We start from the raw sequence: 14110 nt of genomic DNA, 5'->3' as shown, positions 1-14110 counted from the left end.
GTGATCTTGGGCCGGCCAGGGGTTGAGTGTGCCGCAGCGTCCGGGTGTCTCGTGGTGGCCGGACACCTGGACGGGAGGACCGCACGATGCCCGACGCCCTCACACCTGCGGAGTTCCACGAGACGGTCGGCCGGACCGTCGCCGCGGGCCCCGCACGGATCACCCTGCACATGGACTTCTCCCGGAACCGGGAGGCCGTCGAGGAGGGGCCGCGGCGCCGCGGGATCCTGCCGGCACTCGCCCGCGCGGTCGTCCGGCGTCTCCCCCGCGAGCTCGACGCCGAGGGGGTCCTCGACGTCGCCGGCCGGCGGGCCATGTTCGACCAGGGCCACATGGCCGCGGTGCAGCTCGGGGACCGGGTGTGGTCCGGACGCCCCGGACGCACGCTCGACTCGCTCCCGTCCGGCACGGCCCCGGAGCTCGTCACCCCGCTCCGGCTGTTCGACAGGCTCGCGACGGTCACGGCGGTGGAGGACCGGGGGCCCGACGACGGCCTCCGGCACGTCACCGCGACGACGGACGGTTCGCCCGAGCCGGTGGAGGTGTGGCTGGACACGCACGTCCGGCGGATCCGGGCCGGGCGGGACGCGACGACCATGACGCTCGACGCCTTCGGGACCGACGTCGACGGGCTGGACTGGACGCGCCTGCCCGGCTCGCCGGACGGCCCAGGGACGACGTGACACGCCGGTACCCCGGGAGCGTCCCCCTGATCGATCCGCCACGGCGGTCGACGACGCTGGCCGACGGCAGGCGACTGACCTGGCAGGAGTTCGGCGTGCCGGACGGCGAGCCCGTCCTGTACTTCCACGGTGGCGGGAGCACCGGCCTGGAGGGCGGCATCTTCCACCGGGAGGCCGTCCGGAACGGGATCCGTCTGATCGCGCCGAACCGGCCCGGCGCGGCCGGCTCGAGCCTCTGCCCCGGGCGGCCCGTCGGGGCCTACTCGGACGACGTGACCGAGCTGCTGGACGGCCTCGCCGTCGGGACCCTCGCGTGTGTCGGTGAGTCGAACGGGGGCCTGGTCACGATGGCGGTCGCCGCCACGATCCCGGAGCGGATCATCGGCGCCGTGCCCGTCAACCCGACGCTCCCGTGGTTCGATCCGGTGGCGCGGCAGGTGTCCTCACGGTCGGCGGCGACCGGGTATCGCCTGATCCGGTACGCGCCCCGGCTCGCCGCCGCGCTGGAGCGGTACTCGCCGGCGCGTACCCGCCGGTCGACGTCCGCCCCGGACGCGGACGGCCCGGGACCCCGCGTGGATCCGGCCGGTCCGCCTCCCGGGATCGAGCACGACGTCGGCGAGTTCCACCGGCGCGTCCTGACGGAGCGCGCCGGCCGGCAGGCACTGCTGGCCGAGATGCGGTGGGCGAGCGCGAGGTGGGGATTCGACCACTACTCGATCCCCGTGCCACTCGACATCTTCTGCGGCGCCCACGACGCGCAGGCCCCGTTCGCACTCGTGCTCGCGGACCGCAATCCCGCGGCGCGCTTCCACCACTTCTCCTTCGGTCATCTCGGCTACTCGCACCCCAATGCCAGGCGCCGGATCATCGCGACCGTCGCGGACTACCGGGACGCCCGCCGGTGAGCCCGGGCGCCGTCCCCGATCCTCCGCCGTGGACCGCCACGCAGACCCACGAGAGGACCGCGACGACGACGAACACGGAGTAGACGACCCCGTACCCGGCGGCGAGCGCACCCGCCGACGCGGCGACCGGGGCGACGAGACCGGCGACGCCCCAGCCGGTGAAGACACGGCCGTAGGTCGCGCCGAACCGCCCACCGGGGACGACGTCGGAGACCGCGGCCGGGACGAGGGTCGACAGCGCGCCGTACTGGGTCCCGAGCAGGAACAGCGCCGTCAGCGCCAGGGGGCCGCCCGCCCCGGCGGCGAGCGCGACGCACACGACCACGAGCAGCGCCGAGTTCGCGTGCAGGGTCGCGCGGCGGCCCACCCGGTCCGAGACCGGTCCGGCGACCAGCCGCCCGACGACGTTGCCGAGGTTGAGCAGCACCACCGCCGACGCCACGGCCGCGGCCGGTCCGGCGAGCCGGCCGGCGAGTGCGAAGGCGGCCAGGGCCGGTGCGCTGCCGAGACCGAACCCCAGCCACAGGGCGACGACCGGGCGGCGTGGCACCCGTCCGCCGTCGGTGCCGGACGGCGCAGCCGGGGCGTCCGGGGCTTCCGGGGCGTCCGGGGCTTCCGGGGCTTCCGGGGCGGCGCCCGGCAGCAGCACCGCGGCGGCGAGGAGGACGGCGCCGAGGACCGCGGCCAGCACGACGAAGGTCCCGCCGCGCCCGGCCACCACCAGCAGGACCGCCGCGACCGGGGCGAGGACCGCGGTCCCGACCGCGTAGGAGGCCACCACCAGCCCGAGCGCGAGCCCCCGGCCGGACCGCACGGTCCCGGCCACCCGCACCGCGGTCGCGTAGCCGAGTCCGGCGGTGGCACCGAGCACCACGCCGAACGCGATCACCAGGACGACGACCGACGTCGCCGCGGCGCTCCCGAGCAGACCGGCGACACTGCCGGCCGCCGTCACCAGTGCGAGACGGCGGGGAGCGACCGAGTCGGCGATCCGGCCGCCTGCGAGGACCCCGGCCGTGAACGCCGCGAGACCGACGGAGAAGACGCCGGCCAGCGCGGTGGTCCCGGCCCCAAGCTCACGCTGCGCCGACGCGGTGAACACGTCCCACGCGAACAGGGGGCTCACGGCGAGATCGAGCAGCACCGCGCCGGCGATCGCGCGCCGTCGGCCCATCCCGACCTCCGTCCCCCGCCGGGTGAGCCGTCACCCGGCGGGCCCTGCCGCTGGGCGGTCCGACCGGGAAGGTCTCACGACCGGGCGGTCTCGCGCTGCGTCACGCCCCACCGGGGTGCGTGTACGACGTGACGCGGGGTCAGTTCCCACCGGCGTCGAGCAGCCAGTGGTAGCGGAGCCGCAGGGCCCGTTCCGTGCTCCCCAGCGCGGCCGCGACGGCGAGCGTGATGTTGAGCCAGATCGGCAGGTGGATCGGCGACACGAAGACGCCGATGTTCTCGGCGATCGGGGGGATCCGGGAGATCGGTTCGAGGATCTGCAGGATGTTGAGCCCCAGACCGATCACGACGACGATCACCGAGACGAACCCGAGCACGCGGCTCAGCCCGGGGCTCTCCCGCTCGAACCGGGCCCGGCGTCCCTCGGCCGACCTCGGGTCCGGGGTGAGCTGGTACTCCGCACCGGCCGTCGTCACGTAGTGGCACCGCTTGACGCCGAAGCTCGTCGTCGCCACCTCGATCGCGCCGCCCTCGACGGGGAAGACGGCGGGGACCTTCGACTCGGCGTGGTGGCGGCCGTCGCGGTAGAGCTGGGCCCGCACGACGCCGTCCTCCTTGTCGCCGTTGTGCCGCACGTCGACGCTGTACTCGACCGGACGGCCGTCGTCGCCCGCCAGCCGCAGGTGGAGAAGTGCCCGGCCGGTGAGCATCTGCCACCAGCGGAAGCGCTTCAACGGACGCCCGTCCCCCGGCTTCACCCGCCGGACGGCACGGTCCCGTCGCCACTGCTTGAACATGTCGTCCCCCGACGCTCGCCCGACCTGGCTAACACACTGTGTTAGCCGCTGCATCGAGAAACTAACACGTTGTGCTAGTACGATGCGAGTGGAGGTGCACGATGGAGCGTGACGACGGTGAGCCGAGCAGCCGGGACAAGGTCCTCCGCGCCGCCATGCAGATGTTCGGGGATGACCCCGGGACGAGGCTGACCGTGCGGGCCGTCGCGGCCCGGGCCGGGGTGAGCACGGGATCGCTCCGCTACCACTTCCCGACCCAGCGCGAACTGCAGGACGAGGTGCTCACCCGCATCTACGACCTCGTCGTCTCCGACGACACCATCCACGACACCACGACGCCCGCCCGGGACCGGCTGGTCGACTGCCTCCGCCAGGTGCTCGTCGGCACCGGTGTGGGCGAACAGGCCCGAGCCGCGACGCTCAAGGTCGTCCGGGAGTGGGTCGAACCCGAGCCGACCGAGGACAACCGGGCCGCCTACCTCGCCATGGAGCGGGAGATGCAGCGACGGGTCGAGTACTGGCTGACCGTGCTGGCGAACGAGGGCGCCGTCGCTGCCGACGACACCGCACGACGGGCGAAGTTCCTGCTCACCGTCGTCAACGGGCTCGGCCTGGAGCGGGCGCTGCCCGCCGAGGAGTCACTGCTGCAGACCGAGACGGACACCCTGTACACCGCCGTCGACGGAGTTCTCGGTCCGCGCGACCCGTGACCGGACCGGAGTCGCCACCCCCACCTGGCGTGGATCAGCTCCGCCCGGCCACCTCGCCCGTGCGGGAGATCGAGCCCGACGACGGCCGGGCCGCACTACCGGACGCGTGATGGCTCCTCGTCGCGGAGCAGGAGGCGCACGGCGACAGCGCCGAGCCACGCCGTGGCCGGCCAGACGACCAGCCGCTCCAGGAGCCCACCCAGCTCCGGCGGACCCGCTCCCAGGAACACCACGGTGGCGGCCGCCGCGACGAGACCGAGTGCGGTACCGGTCGCGGCGAGAAGCGGACTCGGCCGCGGCAACACCCGTGCGGTGAGGAGCAGCGCGCACGGCTGCGCGACGGCGACGGGATTCGACACGAGCAGATGGAGATCCACCGACACGTCGACCGGCACCAGCCCGGTACCGATCGAGCCCAGCCCGGTGACCACCCACGCCCCGGCCGCGACGGTGCCGAGCCGGCCGGGGCGGAACGCAGGTCGGGCGAGCACCGCTCCGACGGCCATGAGTGCCCCGAAGACGACGAACGCGGTGTTCATCACCGCGTGCCACGGCGAGCAGACCGCCACCACAGCGGCGGGACCGGGGTACTCGGCGCAGGTGACCGCACCCAGCTCGCTGATCGTGCTTCCCACCAGGTCGTACGGCGCTCTCACCGTGCGGACCACGAGCAGTTCCAGCGGCAGGTAGAGCATCTGCGACGCGAGCAGCACGAGCCCGAGGCGCACACGGCTACCTCCGCGAGTCGCCGGCGGGCCGGATCCGCGACCGGTCGAGGACGATCTCATCGCCCCAGGGTCGCGCATCCGGGGACGGGGGTGGTCCGACTTTCGACGGATCATCGGATCCACGACGGCGTGCGACCTCGAGAAGGCGGGCAGGGTGTCGCGGAGACACATCGACCCTCGGAACCCGAGGAGTGGGGGTTCACTGGGGGCCGATCGCAGCCGAAGCTGTTCTGTGAGCTTCTGAACTGGGGAATGTGCTCCTCCGACTGGACTCGAACCAGTAACCGCCCGATTAACAGTCGGGTGCTCTGCCATTGAGCTACGGAGGACCGCTTGTCGCCGCCCTGAACACTCGTCCCGGCGACGGATCAAACTCTACAACACCCTCCGGACCCGTCTCGCAACCCCCCGTTCGGCCGCTGTTGTCGCAGGTCGGGCCCCGATCCGGGTGCCACCCCGGTGTCCCGCGGCACCCGGGTACGGTCGCGGTCGGAGGTGAGGGGAATGGTCAGGTTCCTCGTGGGAGTCGCGGTCGGGTACGTCCTCGGCACCAGAGCCGGGCACGAGCGGTACGAGCAGTTGGTGCGTGCCTACCACCGGGCCGTGGACCATCCCGTGGTGCAGGGCGCGGCGGGAGTCGCGCAGGCGGGCGTGGAGGGCGCGATCGGCAAGGTGCGTGGCGAGCGCGCCGACGGCGACGGGCACTCCTGAGGCACCTCGCGGCGGGCGGTCAGTGTTTCCGGGCCACCGCGAAGACACGGCGGAACGGGAACCAGGTGCTGCCGTCGGCGCTCGGCGGGTAGGCCGCGCGCAACCGCGGGGCGAGCTCGTCGACGAAGGCGGCGTAGGCGTCGTCGTCGAGGGCGTCGCGCACGGGCCGCAGCGCCGTGCCGGAGATCCAGCGCAGGACCGGGTCGTCGCCCTCGAGTCGCTGCAGGTAGGTCGTCTCCCACGCGTCGACCACGGCCCCGGAGTGCGCGAGCAGGTCCGCGTAGCCGAGCGGGTCCAGGACGGTCTCGTCGCCGCGCAGCAGGATCCGTGCGCGCCAGCGGGGCCGCGCCGCCACCTCGCGGGTGAGGACGTGCGAGGGCGCGCCGAAGTTGCCGGGCACCTGCATCGCGAGCCACGCCCCAGGAGCCAACGCGGCGATCCACCGGCGCAGGACGTCGGCGTGCTCGGGCACCCACTGCAGCACCGCGTTGCTGACGAGCACGCCGGTGTCCCGTGGCGGGGTCCAGTCCCGGACGTCGGTCAGTGCCGCGTCGACGCCCGCCGACCGCGCGGCCTCGACCATGTCCGGCGACGAGTCGAACGCGTCGACCGTCGCGTCCGGCCAGCGCCGGGACAACAGGCCGGTGAGGTGGCCCGGCCCGCAACCCGCGTCCACGACCCGCGGCAGCCCGGGATCGACCGCGCCGACCCGCGCGAGGAGGTCGACGAACGGGCGGGAGCGGTGGTCGTCGAACGCCCGGTAGAGCTCGGGGTCCCAGCTCGCGGCCGTCACCTCGGCGCCCTCACCCGGCGTCGCCTCCGGGCAGCCGGTCCGCGATGCCCTCGGCGAGCCGCCGGACGGCCACCGGGTCGGTGCCGGTGTCCGGCCGGACCTGGACGATCAGCCCGTCCCGTCCCGGGATCCTGCGCTGGAGCACCCACGCCCCGCCGCCGGGGAGCTCGCGCCGGTTGCGGGACCGGATCGACTGGTCGACCCGGTCCCGGACCGCCTGGGGCACCTTCCCGGGCTCCGGGAGTCGGAACCGCTGCGGCACGGCGTCGGACAGCAGCTCCGTGCCGGGGGCGATCTCCTCGGCGGTCGTCGGCGTCACCACCAGCGCCGTCCTGTCCCACGTCGCCTTCGCGATCTCGTGCCAGCCGATCCGCTCCCCCGCGGGCGGCCAGACCCCCCAGGACGTGACGACGAGCGTCCCGCCACCCGCGACCGTCGCCACGGCGACGACCGCCTCCTCGCTCCCCAGCCGGTCGGCGACGGCGGCGGGAACCGGGTCCCGGCCGAACAGCCGGCCCCAGAACCCGCTCACGACGCGACCCCGGCGGCCTGCTCGCGCAGCTGGATCTTGTACTGCTCCAGCGGGACGAGCACGCCGAACAGGTCCATGTACTCGTCGTGGTCGGTCTCGGAGTTGGTCCGCTGCAGCTGCGACTTGAGATCGGCGATCTCGCGCTCGACCAGGCCGAGCCGTACCCCGGCGAGGACGCCGTTGACGTAGCGGAGCTCGTCGGTGTTCCGCTTGGGGAGTTCCAGTCCCTCGACGGCGAGCTCGCTGACCAGCCGTTTCACGTCGTCGGTCGCGATCTCGGCGACGACGGCGTCGAGCCATTCCGGCCCCTCCAGCCCGGCTCCCACCCCACCCGCTCCGAGGATCGCCCGCTGCACCGCGGCGAACTGCGGGTGGGTGAAGCCGGCCTCGGGGAGCTCGTCGAACCCGGGCCCGACGACACCGGGGATCTGCAGGGCGGCCTTGAGCGCCTCGCGCTGCAGGTGCAGCTGCGTGTCGTCGCGCTTCGGGGCGGGGAGCGGCGCGCGGCGGCGCGACCGGCCCTCGGCCGGGCCCCCTGCCGTCTCGCGCACCCGCCGCACGACGACGGCGATGTCGTCCCACCCGACCCAGCCGGCCAGCCGGCGGGCGTACTCGTCGCGCAGGTCCTCCCGCTTGATCTTGGCGACGATCGGGACGGTCTGCTGCAGCGCCGCGACCCGGCCCTCGGCGGTCTCCAGCCGGTGGTTGCGCAGCTCGGTGCGGATCGCGAACTCGAACAGCGGCTCCCGGCGGGCGACGAGGTCCTTCACCGCGGCGTCGCCGTGGTTGTGCCGCAGCTCGCAGGGGTCCTGGCCGTCGGCGGCGATCGCGACGTAGGTCTGCGTCGCGAAGCTCTGGTCGCCCTCGAACGCCTTCTGCGCGGCCTTCTGGCCGGCGTCGTCGCCGTCGAAGGTGAAGATCACCTCGCCGCGGTCGAACGAGTCGTCGCCGATCAGCCTGCGGATGACCGAGATGTGCTCGGAACCGAACGCCGTGCCGCAGGACGCGACGGCCGTCGGCACCCCGGCCAGGTGCATCGCCATGACGTCGGTGTAGCCCTCGACGACGACGACCTGGCGCGACTTCGCGATCTCCCGCTTGGCCTGGTCGAGCCCGAACAGCACGTGCGTCTTGCGGTAGACCGGCGTCTCGGAGGTGTTGAGGTACTTGGCCTCGATGCCGTCGTCGTCGAACAGGCGGCGGGCACCGAACCCGACGACGTCGCCGGCGAGGTCGCGGATCGGCCACAGCAGCCGCCGGTGGAACCGGTCGATCGCGCCGCGGCGGCCCTCCTTCGCGATCCCGGACTTGATCAGCTCGTCGAGCTGGTAGCCCTGCCCGAGCAGGTGCTTGGTGACGGTGTCCCAGCCGGCGGGCGCGTAGCCGCACCCGAATTTCTCGGCGGCGGCCTGGTCGAACCCGCGCTCGGACAGGAACTGCATCGCGGCCCGGCCGGCCGGGGTGCGCAGCTGTTCGGCGTAGAACTCGGCGGCCTTGCGGTTGATCTCCAGCAGCCGGGAGCGGGTACCGCGGTCCCGCTGGACCGACGACCCGCCGCCCTCGTAGGTCAGCCGGACCCCGCACCGGTCGGCGAGCCGCTCGACCGCCTCCGGGAAGCCGATGACCTCCATCTTCATCACGAAGTCGATCACGCTGCCGTGCTCGCCGCAGCCGAAGCAGTGGAACGTGCCGTGCGAGGGGCGGACGTTGAACGAAGGGGTCTTCTCGTCGTGGAAGGGGCAGAGCCCCTTCAGCGAGCCGGCACCGGCGCGGCGGAGCGCGACGTACTCCTCGACGATCTCCTCGACCCGGACACGGTTCCGGACCTCGGTGATGTCAGCGTCCCGGATCCGTCCTGCCACGGCTCCGATTCTAGGCCCGCCGGTTCAGCTCCGGGGCGCGGTCCCGACCGGCGCCGGATCGGCGGCCTCGACGGCCCGCCTGCGGGCGCCCGGGAGCCTGCCGAGACCGACGAACATCCCGACGAGCGCGATGCACAGACCCAGCACGGCCTGCACCGTGAGCGGCTCGCCGAGGATCGGGACCGCGCACAGCGCCGTCGTCGCCGGGACCAGGTTGAGCAGCGACGACACGAAGACCGTCGAGCGCCAGCGCAGCAGCAGGAACATCAGTACGAAGGCCCCGGCCGAGTTGAAGATCCCGAGCCAGCCGACGGCCAGCCACCCCCCGGCCGACGACGGCAGCCATCCCGCCCCGAGGAACGGCCAGGCGACCAGGGTGGCCACCAGCGACGTCCCCATCTGGACGACGACGCTCGTCACGACGGGCGTCCGGTCGTTGAACCGCTTCTGGTAGAGCGTGCCGGCGGTCAGCGAGAGCATCCCGAGGACGGGGAAGACGACGTCGCCGCCGATGCCGCCGCCCAGGTCGTCGGCGAGCACGACGTAGACGCCCACCGCGCCGATCAGCAGCCCGAGGACCGGCGCGACGCCGAGCCGGGTCGCGAGCAGCAGCGGCGTCAGCAGCCCGACCAGCAGCGGCGCCATGCCCAGGATCAGGCTGGACAGCCCGGCGGGCACGCCCGACGACAATCCGGTGTAGACGAACGAGAACTGCCCGACCTGCAGCAGCAGCGCGGTGACGCCGAGGTGCATCCAGGCACGGCCGCGCGGGAGCCCGGGCCGCAGCACCAGGGCGGCGGCGAGCATCACCGCCAGCGCGATCACGAACCGCCAGAGCAGGACCGTGGGGACCTCCATGTACCCGGTCGCGATCTTGCCCGCGATGAAGCCGGACGCCCAGAGCGGGACGAAGAGCACGGCCAGCACGGGAACGAGCCAACGCGGGAAGGTCACCCCATCACTTCAACGCATTGCTAAAGATGCCGGCAAGCGGAGGTGGGCGGGACCTCACCGGTGGCGCCGTAGCACGACCCGGACCACCCCGAGCGAGCTTTCACACAGAGTGACGACCCGCGCGGCGTGTCCGCCGCCCGCCGCCGATCGCGTCGGTGAACATCGCTCCGTGCGTGATCGTCGTGGTCGTCAGGGTCATCGGGGTCGTCGGGTGAGAGCCGCAGGGGTGCTGGCGGCGGTGCTGGTGGTGGCGGGCTGCGGAGCGCCGGGGTCCTTCGCGGACCTGGCGGCCGCCGGCACCGGGGTGGTCGAGACGGACGTGGTCGAGGCGGGGGTGGCGGCGCCGTCGTCGCCGGACGGCCACGCCGCGGCGCCCGCCGCGGGGAACGCGTCGGCGGCGCTCGCGGGCCTGCAGGTCAAGGGCCGGGCCCCGAAGACCGGGTACGCCCGCGACGAGTTCGGGCGCCGCTGGGCCGACATCGACCGAGACGGCTGCGACCAGCGCAACCAGGTCCTCGCCCGCGACATGGACCGTGAGACGTTCAAGGCGGGCACCCGCGACTGCGTCGTGCTGACCGGCTCCCTGCGCGACTCCTACACCGCGACGACGATCTCCTTCACCCGCGGCCAGGGCACGAGCGACAAGGTCCAGATCGACCACGTCGTCGCCCTGTCGGACGCCTGGCAGAAGGGCGCCCAGCAGCTCGACGAGGCCACCCGCGAGCGGATCGGGAACGACCCGCTCAACCTCGTCGCCGTCGACGGCCCGACCAACGGCCGCAAGGGCGACGGCGACGCCGCCACCTGGCTCCCGCCGGACCGCGGGTACCGGTGCGCCTACGTCGCCCGCCAGGTCGCGGTGAAGACCAAGTACCGGCTCTGGGTCACCGCCGCGGAGCGGGACGCGATCGACCGGGTGCTGCGGACCTGCCCCGACCGGTCGGTCCCGACCGAGGCCGATGCGGCGAAGCCGGCGGTCAGCCTGCGCTGACCGCGCGCCCGCCCCGGTCGCGACCGCACAGCTCGCGGTGCCACGCGATCGCCTGCGGGTCGGTGAGCAGCGCGACCTGGTCGACGACGACCCGCAGGCGGGCCCGGTCGTCGGGGGCGGCCGCCCAGTCCTCGGCCCGGACCGGGTCCAGGCCGGCCGGACCCCGCCCGGCCAGGGTCGCGACCAGCTCGTGGAGCAGCTCCCGCTGGCGGGACTGCATCGCCAGCCGCTGCGGATCGCTCATCACGTAGCGGGTCGCGAGCGCCTTGAGCAGCACGACCTCGGCCTCGGCCCGCGCCGGGACGACCAGCCCGGCACGGTGCCGGGCCAGCGGTGCGTCGCCGTGGGCGTCGAGGGTCGCGTCGGTGGCGGCCAGCGCGAACCGCCCGACCAGCTCGGACGTCATCCGCTTCATGGCGACCAGGTCGTCACCGGCCGCGGTGCGCACGTCGAACCCGCGGACGGCCCGGACCACCGGCAGCGCGTCGAGCCGGGCCGCGGCCTCGGTGCAGGCGGCCGCGTCCGCCCCGAACCCGGCCGCGGCCTCGGCCGCGAGCGCCTCCCGCTCGGCCCGCGACGACAGCACGGCGAGATCCATCCGGCCGGCCAGCACCGCGTCCTCGACGTCGTGCACGGAGTACGCGACGTCGTCGGCCCAGTCCATGACCTGGGCCTCCGTGCTCCGTACGCCCGGGCGGGCACCCAGCCGCACCCATTCCAGCGCGGCGGCGTCGTCGGCGTAGGCGCCGAACTTCCGCTCCGCGCCGCGGCGCGGCCACGGGTACTTGGTGGACGCGTCGAGGGTGGCGCGGGTGAGGTTGAGCCCGCCGGGCACGCGGCCGTCGACCGAGCGGGACTTCGGCTCCAGCCGGGTCAGGATCCGCAACGTCTGCGCGTTGCCCTCGAACCCGCCGCACGCCGCTCCGGCCTCGTCGAGAGCACGTTCACCGTTGTGCCCGAACGGCGGATGACCGATGTCGTGCGCGAGCCCCGCGGCGTCCACGACGTCCGGGTCCAGACCCAGCTCCTCGGCGATCCCGCGCCCGATCTGGGCGACCTCCAGCGAGTGCGTCAACCGAGTCCGCGGGATGCCGGTGACCTCGGCGCCCTCCCCCGGCCCGACGACCTGGGTCTTGCCGGCCAGCCGGCGCAGGGCCGCGGAGTGCAGCACCCGCGCCCGGTCACGGGAGAACGGGCTGCGCCGCTCCACCCGGCCGCGCTCACCGAGCCCGGACCCCTTGGGCGGCTCGGGGTGCCTGCGCTCGGCGTCGGCCGGGGTGTAGCCCGGGTCCACGGACGAGGTCATCCCTGGCCGCTGCTCGCAGTGTCGACCGAGGCGTGGGTCAGCTCGTAGAACAGCAGCGCCCCGGTCTCACGGTAGATGTAGTGGAACTGGGTCTCCCGGGTCTGGACCATCGGCCCGCTGCGGGTCGGCGACGTCCACGCCTCCAGCCCGGCGTCGCGGGCCATCGTGCGGGCGCGCAGGCTGTGCCACGGGTCCGACACGAGCAGCGCCGACTCCCAGCCCTGCTCGCGCGCGGTCCCGGCGACGGCCTGCAGGCTGCCGAGCGTGTCGACGCCCTCCGGCACCGCCTCGACCGCGGTGCTCGGCAGGCCCTGCTCGATGAGCCACTCCCGACTGGCCTCGGCCTCGGTGTAGCGGTCACCGGACTGCCCGCCGCCGACCGTGACGATCCGCGGGGCCACACCGTCGCGGTAGAGGTCCTCCGCGTGTCGCAGCCGGGCCGCGAGCACCGCGCTCGGCTCACCGTTGTACTGCGCCGCCCCGAGCACGATCACGGCGTCGACCGGGCGCTGGTCGTCGATCCGGGCGACCTGCCACACCCGCAGCGCGGTCACGCCGACCACGGCGATCAGCATCACGAGACCGCCGACCACCAGCCGGGCGCCCCAGGTCATCCCGGTGCGGACCGGACCGGGCGGCGGTGCGGACGGCCGCGCGGACGGGCGGCCGGCGGGCGGCGACCCGCCGAGGCCGCGACGGGAGGAGGGCGCGCTCATCCGCCGATCCGCCCCGTCGTCCCGGCCAGCACGGACGCCGAGCGCCCGGCCCGCAGCGCGATCACCTCGGCGACGATCGACACCGCCGTCTCGGCCGGGGTGCGGGCACCGAGGTCCAGCCCGACCGGCCCGTGGATCGCGGCGAGCGCGTCGGCGTCGGCACCGGCGGCGAGCAGCCGCTCGCGGCGTGCGGCCTGGGTGCGGCGGGAGCCGAGCGCACCGAGGAAGCCGCGCCCGTGGGCGAGCCCGTCCTGCAGGATCGCGTCGAACGCCGGGTCGTGGTCGAGCAGGACCAGCACGTCGGCGTCGGAGAAGGCGGCGACGGCGGCGCGGGCGTCGTCGAGGGTGGTCACGGTCCGCGCGGACCAGCCGAGCAGCCCGGACTGGGCCTGCAACGCGGCACCGAGCGCGCCCTCGCCGACGACCAGCATCGACGGCACCGGCACCCACAGGTCGATCAGCACGTCGACGCCGTCGGCGGTGACCCGCTCGGTGGTCGTGGCCCCGCGCCGGAGCAGGGTGCGGGCCTCACCGGCCGCGGCGGCGGTGACGGCGCCCAGGTCGCCGTGCTCCTCGGTCAGCTCCGGGCCGGTCAGCACGAGCGCGGCGGCGCCGTCGGACCGTGACAGCAGTGCTGCCGGGCGGCCGTTCTCCAGCGCCTCGCCGAGCGCGGCCGCCGGACCGTGCGGCAGCGGGTGGCCGAGCAGCGTCGCCCCGCCCGCACAGGCGAGCCCTGCGGCCACCGCGGACGCCTCGGCGACCTGCGCCTCCCGGACGGTCGCAGCTCCCCCGGCGGCCTCGGCCGCCAGCGGGTGCGCCGAGTCGTCGAGCGCCCCCAGGTAGAGGCTGCCGGACACCTCGCCGGCCGGGGTGCCCGCGATCAGCTGGCCGGACTCGACGGAGCCGAAGCCGTGCCGGTCGAGCACCCGGACGACGCCGATCCCGCCGGCGCCCCCGGACGCCCAGCGGAGCAGCGCGGCACCGAGCGCGCGCCGCGGATCCGCCGTGGCCTGCGTCGTGGGAGTGGTCACGCCGTCAGGGTAACGACGGGGTCTGACAGGACGCTGAGAGCTGCGTCCGCGGCGCCGCCGAGCGTGTCGGATCCAGCAGTGGACGGCGTTCCCGCAGGTGAGCGGATGTCCGGTACCGCCGTTCGGGCGAGAGAGAGGTGACCGGGACGACGGAGCCGCCCCGGAACCGTACGATTCCGGCACGCGTTGTACGCGTCGTACGCCCATCCGATTTC

15 protein-coding genes and 1 tRNA gene are annotated in these 14110 nt (G+C 74.3%); 5 read left to right on the top strand and 11 right to left on the bottom strand.

The genetic code is table 11. The features are described from left to right. The first annotated feature begins 86 nt into the window (after nt 1-86). The gene (locus tag PP1_RS26150; RefSeq protein ID WP_010224250.1) at nt 87-683 is read left to right on the top strand and encodes a hypothetical protein; all 597 of its coding nucleotides are present in this window, start codon (nt 87-89) and stop codon (nt 681-683) included. Continuing rightward, complete coding sequence (locus PP1_RS26145) at nt 680-1591, top strand: alpha/beta fold hydrolase (protein WP_010224248.1); 912 nt, start codon at nt 680-682, stop codon at nt 1589-1591. The genes PP1_RS26150 and PP1_RS26145 overlap by 4 nt, the downstream gene beginning before the upstream one ends. On the opposite strand, the gene PP1_RS26140 is transcribed toward PP1_RS26145, so the two are convergent. Further along, nucleotides 1551-2765, bottom strand: coding sequence for an MFS transporter (locus PP1_RS26140; RefSeq protein ID WP_010224246.1), 1215 nt, complete (start codon nt 2763-2765; stop codon nt 1551-1553). The two genes, PP1_RS26145 and PP1_RS26140, sit on opposite strands and share 41 nt — an antisense overlap. Nucleotides 2766-2904: 139 nt before the next feature. Beyond that, complete coding sequence (locus PP1_RS26135) at nt 2905-3522, bottom strand: hypothetical protein (RefSeq protein ID WP_337819682.1); 618 nt, start codon at nt 3520-3522, stop codon at nt 2905-2907. Nucleotides 3523-3662: 140 nt separating this feature from the next. On the opposite strand from PP1_RS26135, the gene PP1_RS26130 reads away from it, so the two are divergent. After that, nucleotides 3663-4271, top strand: coding sequence for a TetR/AcrR family transcriptional regulator (locus PP1_RS26130; protein ID WP_010224242.1), 609 nt, complete (start codon nt 3663-3665; stop codon nt 4269-4271). A 95-nt stretch (nt 4272-4366) separates the two neighbouring features. On the opposite strand, the gene PP1_RS26125 is transcribed toward PP1_RS26130, so the two are convergent. Next, nucleotides 4367-4999, bottom strand: a complete 633-nt coding sequence (locus PP1_RS26125; protein ID WP_010224241.1) for a DUF998 domain-containing protein — start codon at nt 4997-4999, stop codon at nt 4367-4369. 257 nt (nt 5000-5256) lie between these two features. Next, a tRNA-Asn gene (locus PP1_RS26120) sits at nt 5257-5328 on the bottom strand. A gap of 175 nt (nt 5329-5503) precedes the next feature. Here PP1_RS26120 and PP1_RS26115 point away from each other — a divergent pair. Continuing rightward, entirely contained in the window at nt 5504-5710 is a 207-nt protein-coding gene (locus tag PP1_RS26115; RefSeq protein ID WP_010224239.1) for a hypothetical protein, read from the top strand. 19 nt (nt 5711-5729) lie between these two features. On the opposite strand, the gene PP1_RS26110 is transcribed toward PP1_RS26115, so the two are convergent. From PP1_RS26110 to PP1_RS26095, 4 genes are read right to left on the bottom strand one after another with little or no spacing between them, the layout of a single operon-like run. Next, nucleotides 5730-6503, bottom strand: coding sequence for a trans-aconitate 2-methyltransferase (locus PP1_RS26110; RefSeq protein WP_010224237.1), 774 nt, complete (start codon nt 6501-6503; stop codon nt 5730-5732). 10 nt (nt 6504-6513) lie between these two features. Beyond that, nucleotides 6514-7035, bottom strand: a complete 522-nt coding sequence (locus PP1_RS26105; protein WP_010224235.1) for a hypothetical protein — start codon at nt 7033-7035, stop codon at nt 6514-6516. After that, the gene (dnaG, locus tag PP1_RS26100) at nt 7032-8897 is read right to left on the bottom strand and encodes a DNA primase (protein ID WP_010224233.1); all 1866 of its coding nucleotides are present in this window, start codon (nt 8895-8897) and stop codon (nt 7032-7034) included. The genes PP1_RS26105 and dnaG overlap by 4 nt, the downstream gene beginning before the upstream one ends. Before the next feature lie 24 nt (nt 8898-8921). Beyond that, nucleotides 8922-9851 carry a DMT family transporter gene (locus PP1_RS26095; RefSeq protein WP_083697189.1) on the bottom strand — a complete coding sequence of 310 codons (930 nt, stop codon included), beginning with the start codon at nt 9849-9851 and terminating at the stop codon, nt 8922-8924. Between the two features lie 211 nt (nt 9852-10062). Here PP1_RS26095 and PP1_RS26090 point away from each other — a divergent pair, with 211 nt between their 5' ends. Continuing rightward, nucleotides 10063-10842 carry an HNH endonuclease family protein gene (locus PP1_RS26090; RefSeq protein WP_227012814.1) on the top strand — a complete coding sequence of 260 codons (780 nt, stop codon included), beginning with the start codon at nt 10063-10065 and terminating at the stop codon, nt 10840-10842. Here the strand turns inward: PP1_RS26090 and PP1_RS26085 are convergent. From PP1_RS26085 to PP1_RS26075, 3 genes are all read right to left on the bottom strand, one after another. Next, complete coding sequence (locus PP1_RS26085) at nt 10829-12148, bottom strand: deoxyguanosinetriphosphate triphosphohydrolase (RefSeq protein ID WP_060575295.1); 1320 nt, start codon at nt 12146-12148, stop codon at nt 10829-10831. The genes PP1_RS26090 and PP1_RS26085 overlap by 14 nt on opposite strands. Further along, a complete protein-coding gene (locus PP1_RS26080; protein WP_029239822.1) occupies nt 12145-12762 on the bottom strand; it encodes a YdcF family protein in 618 nt (205 codons plus the stop codon). The genes PP1_RS26085 and PP1_RS26080 overlap by 4 nt, the downstream gene beginning before the upstream one ends. A 98-nt stretch (nt 12763-12860) precedes the next feature. Then, entirely contained in the window at nt 12861-13895 is a 1035-nt protein-coding gene (locus tag PP1_RS26075; protein ID WP_249266018.1) for an XdhC family protein, read from the bottom strand. Between the last annotated feature and the right edge of the window lie 215 nt (nt 13896-14110).

This window comes from Pseudonocardia sp. P1 (assembly GCF_000178675.2).
Lineage (GTDB): Bacteria > Actinomycetota > Actinomycetes > Mycobacteriales > Pseudonocardiaceae > Pseudonocardia.
This window is presented reverse-complemented; position numbering and strand designations above follow the sequence as displayed.

Excerpts from the sequence above, each read along its gene's own strand:
- PP1_RS26085 (WP_060575295.1), bottom strand. The coding sequence starts at position 12,148 with ATGACCTCGTCCGTGGACCCGGGCTACACCCCGGCCGACGCCGAGCGC.
- PP1_RS26140 (WP_010224246.1), bottom strand. The coding sequence starts at position 2,765 with ATGGGCCGACGGCGCGCGATCGCCGGCGCGGTGCTGCTCGATCTCGCC.
- PP1_RS26130 (WP_010224242.1), top strand. The coding sequence starts at position 3,663 with ATGGAGCGTGACGACGGTGAGCCGAGCAGCCGGGACAAGGTCCTCCGC.
- PP1_RS26115 (WP_010224239.1), top strand. The coding sequence starts at position 5,504 with ATGGTCAGGTTCCTCGTGGGAGTCGCGGTCGGGTACGTCCTCGGCACC.
- PP1_RS26150 (WP_010224250.1), top strand. The coding sequence starts at position 87 with ATGCCCGACGCCCTCACACCTGCGGAGTTCCACGAGACGGTCGGCCGG.
- PP1_RS26080 (WP_029239822.1), bottom strand. The coding sequence starts at position 12,762 with ATGACCTGGGGCGCCCGGCTGGTGGTCGGCGGTCTCGTGATGCTGATC.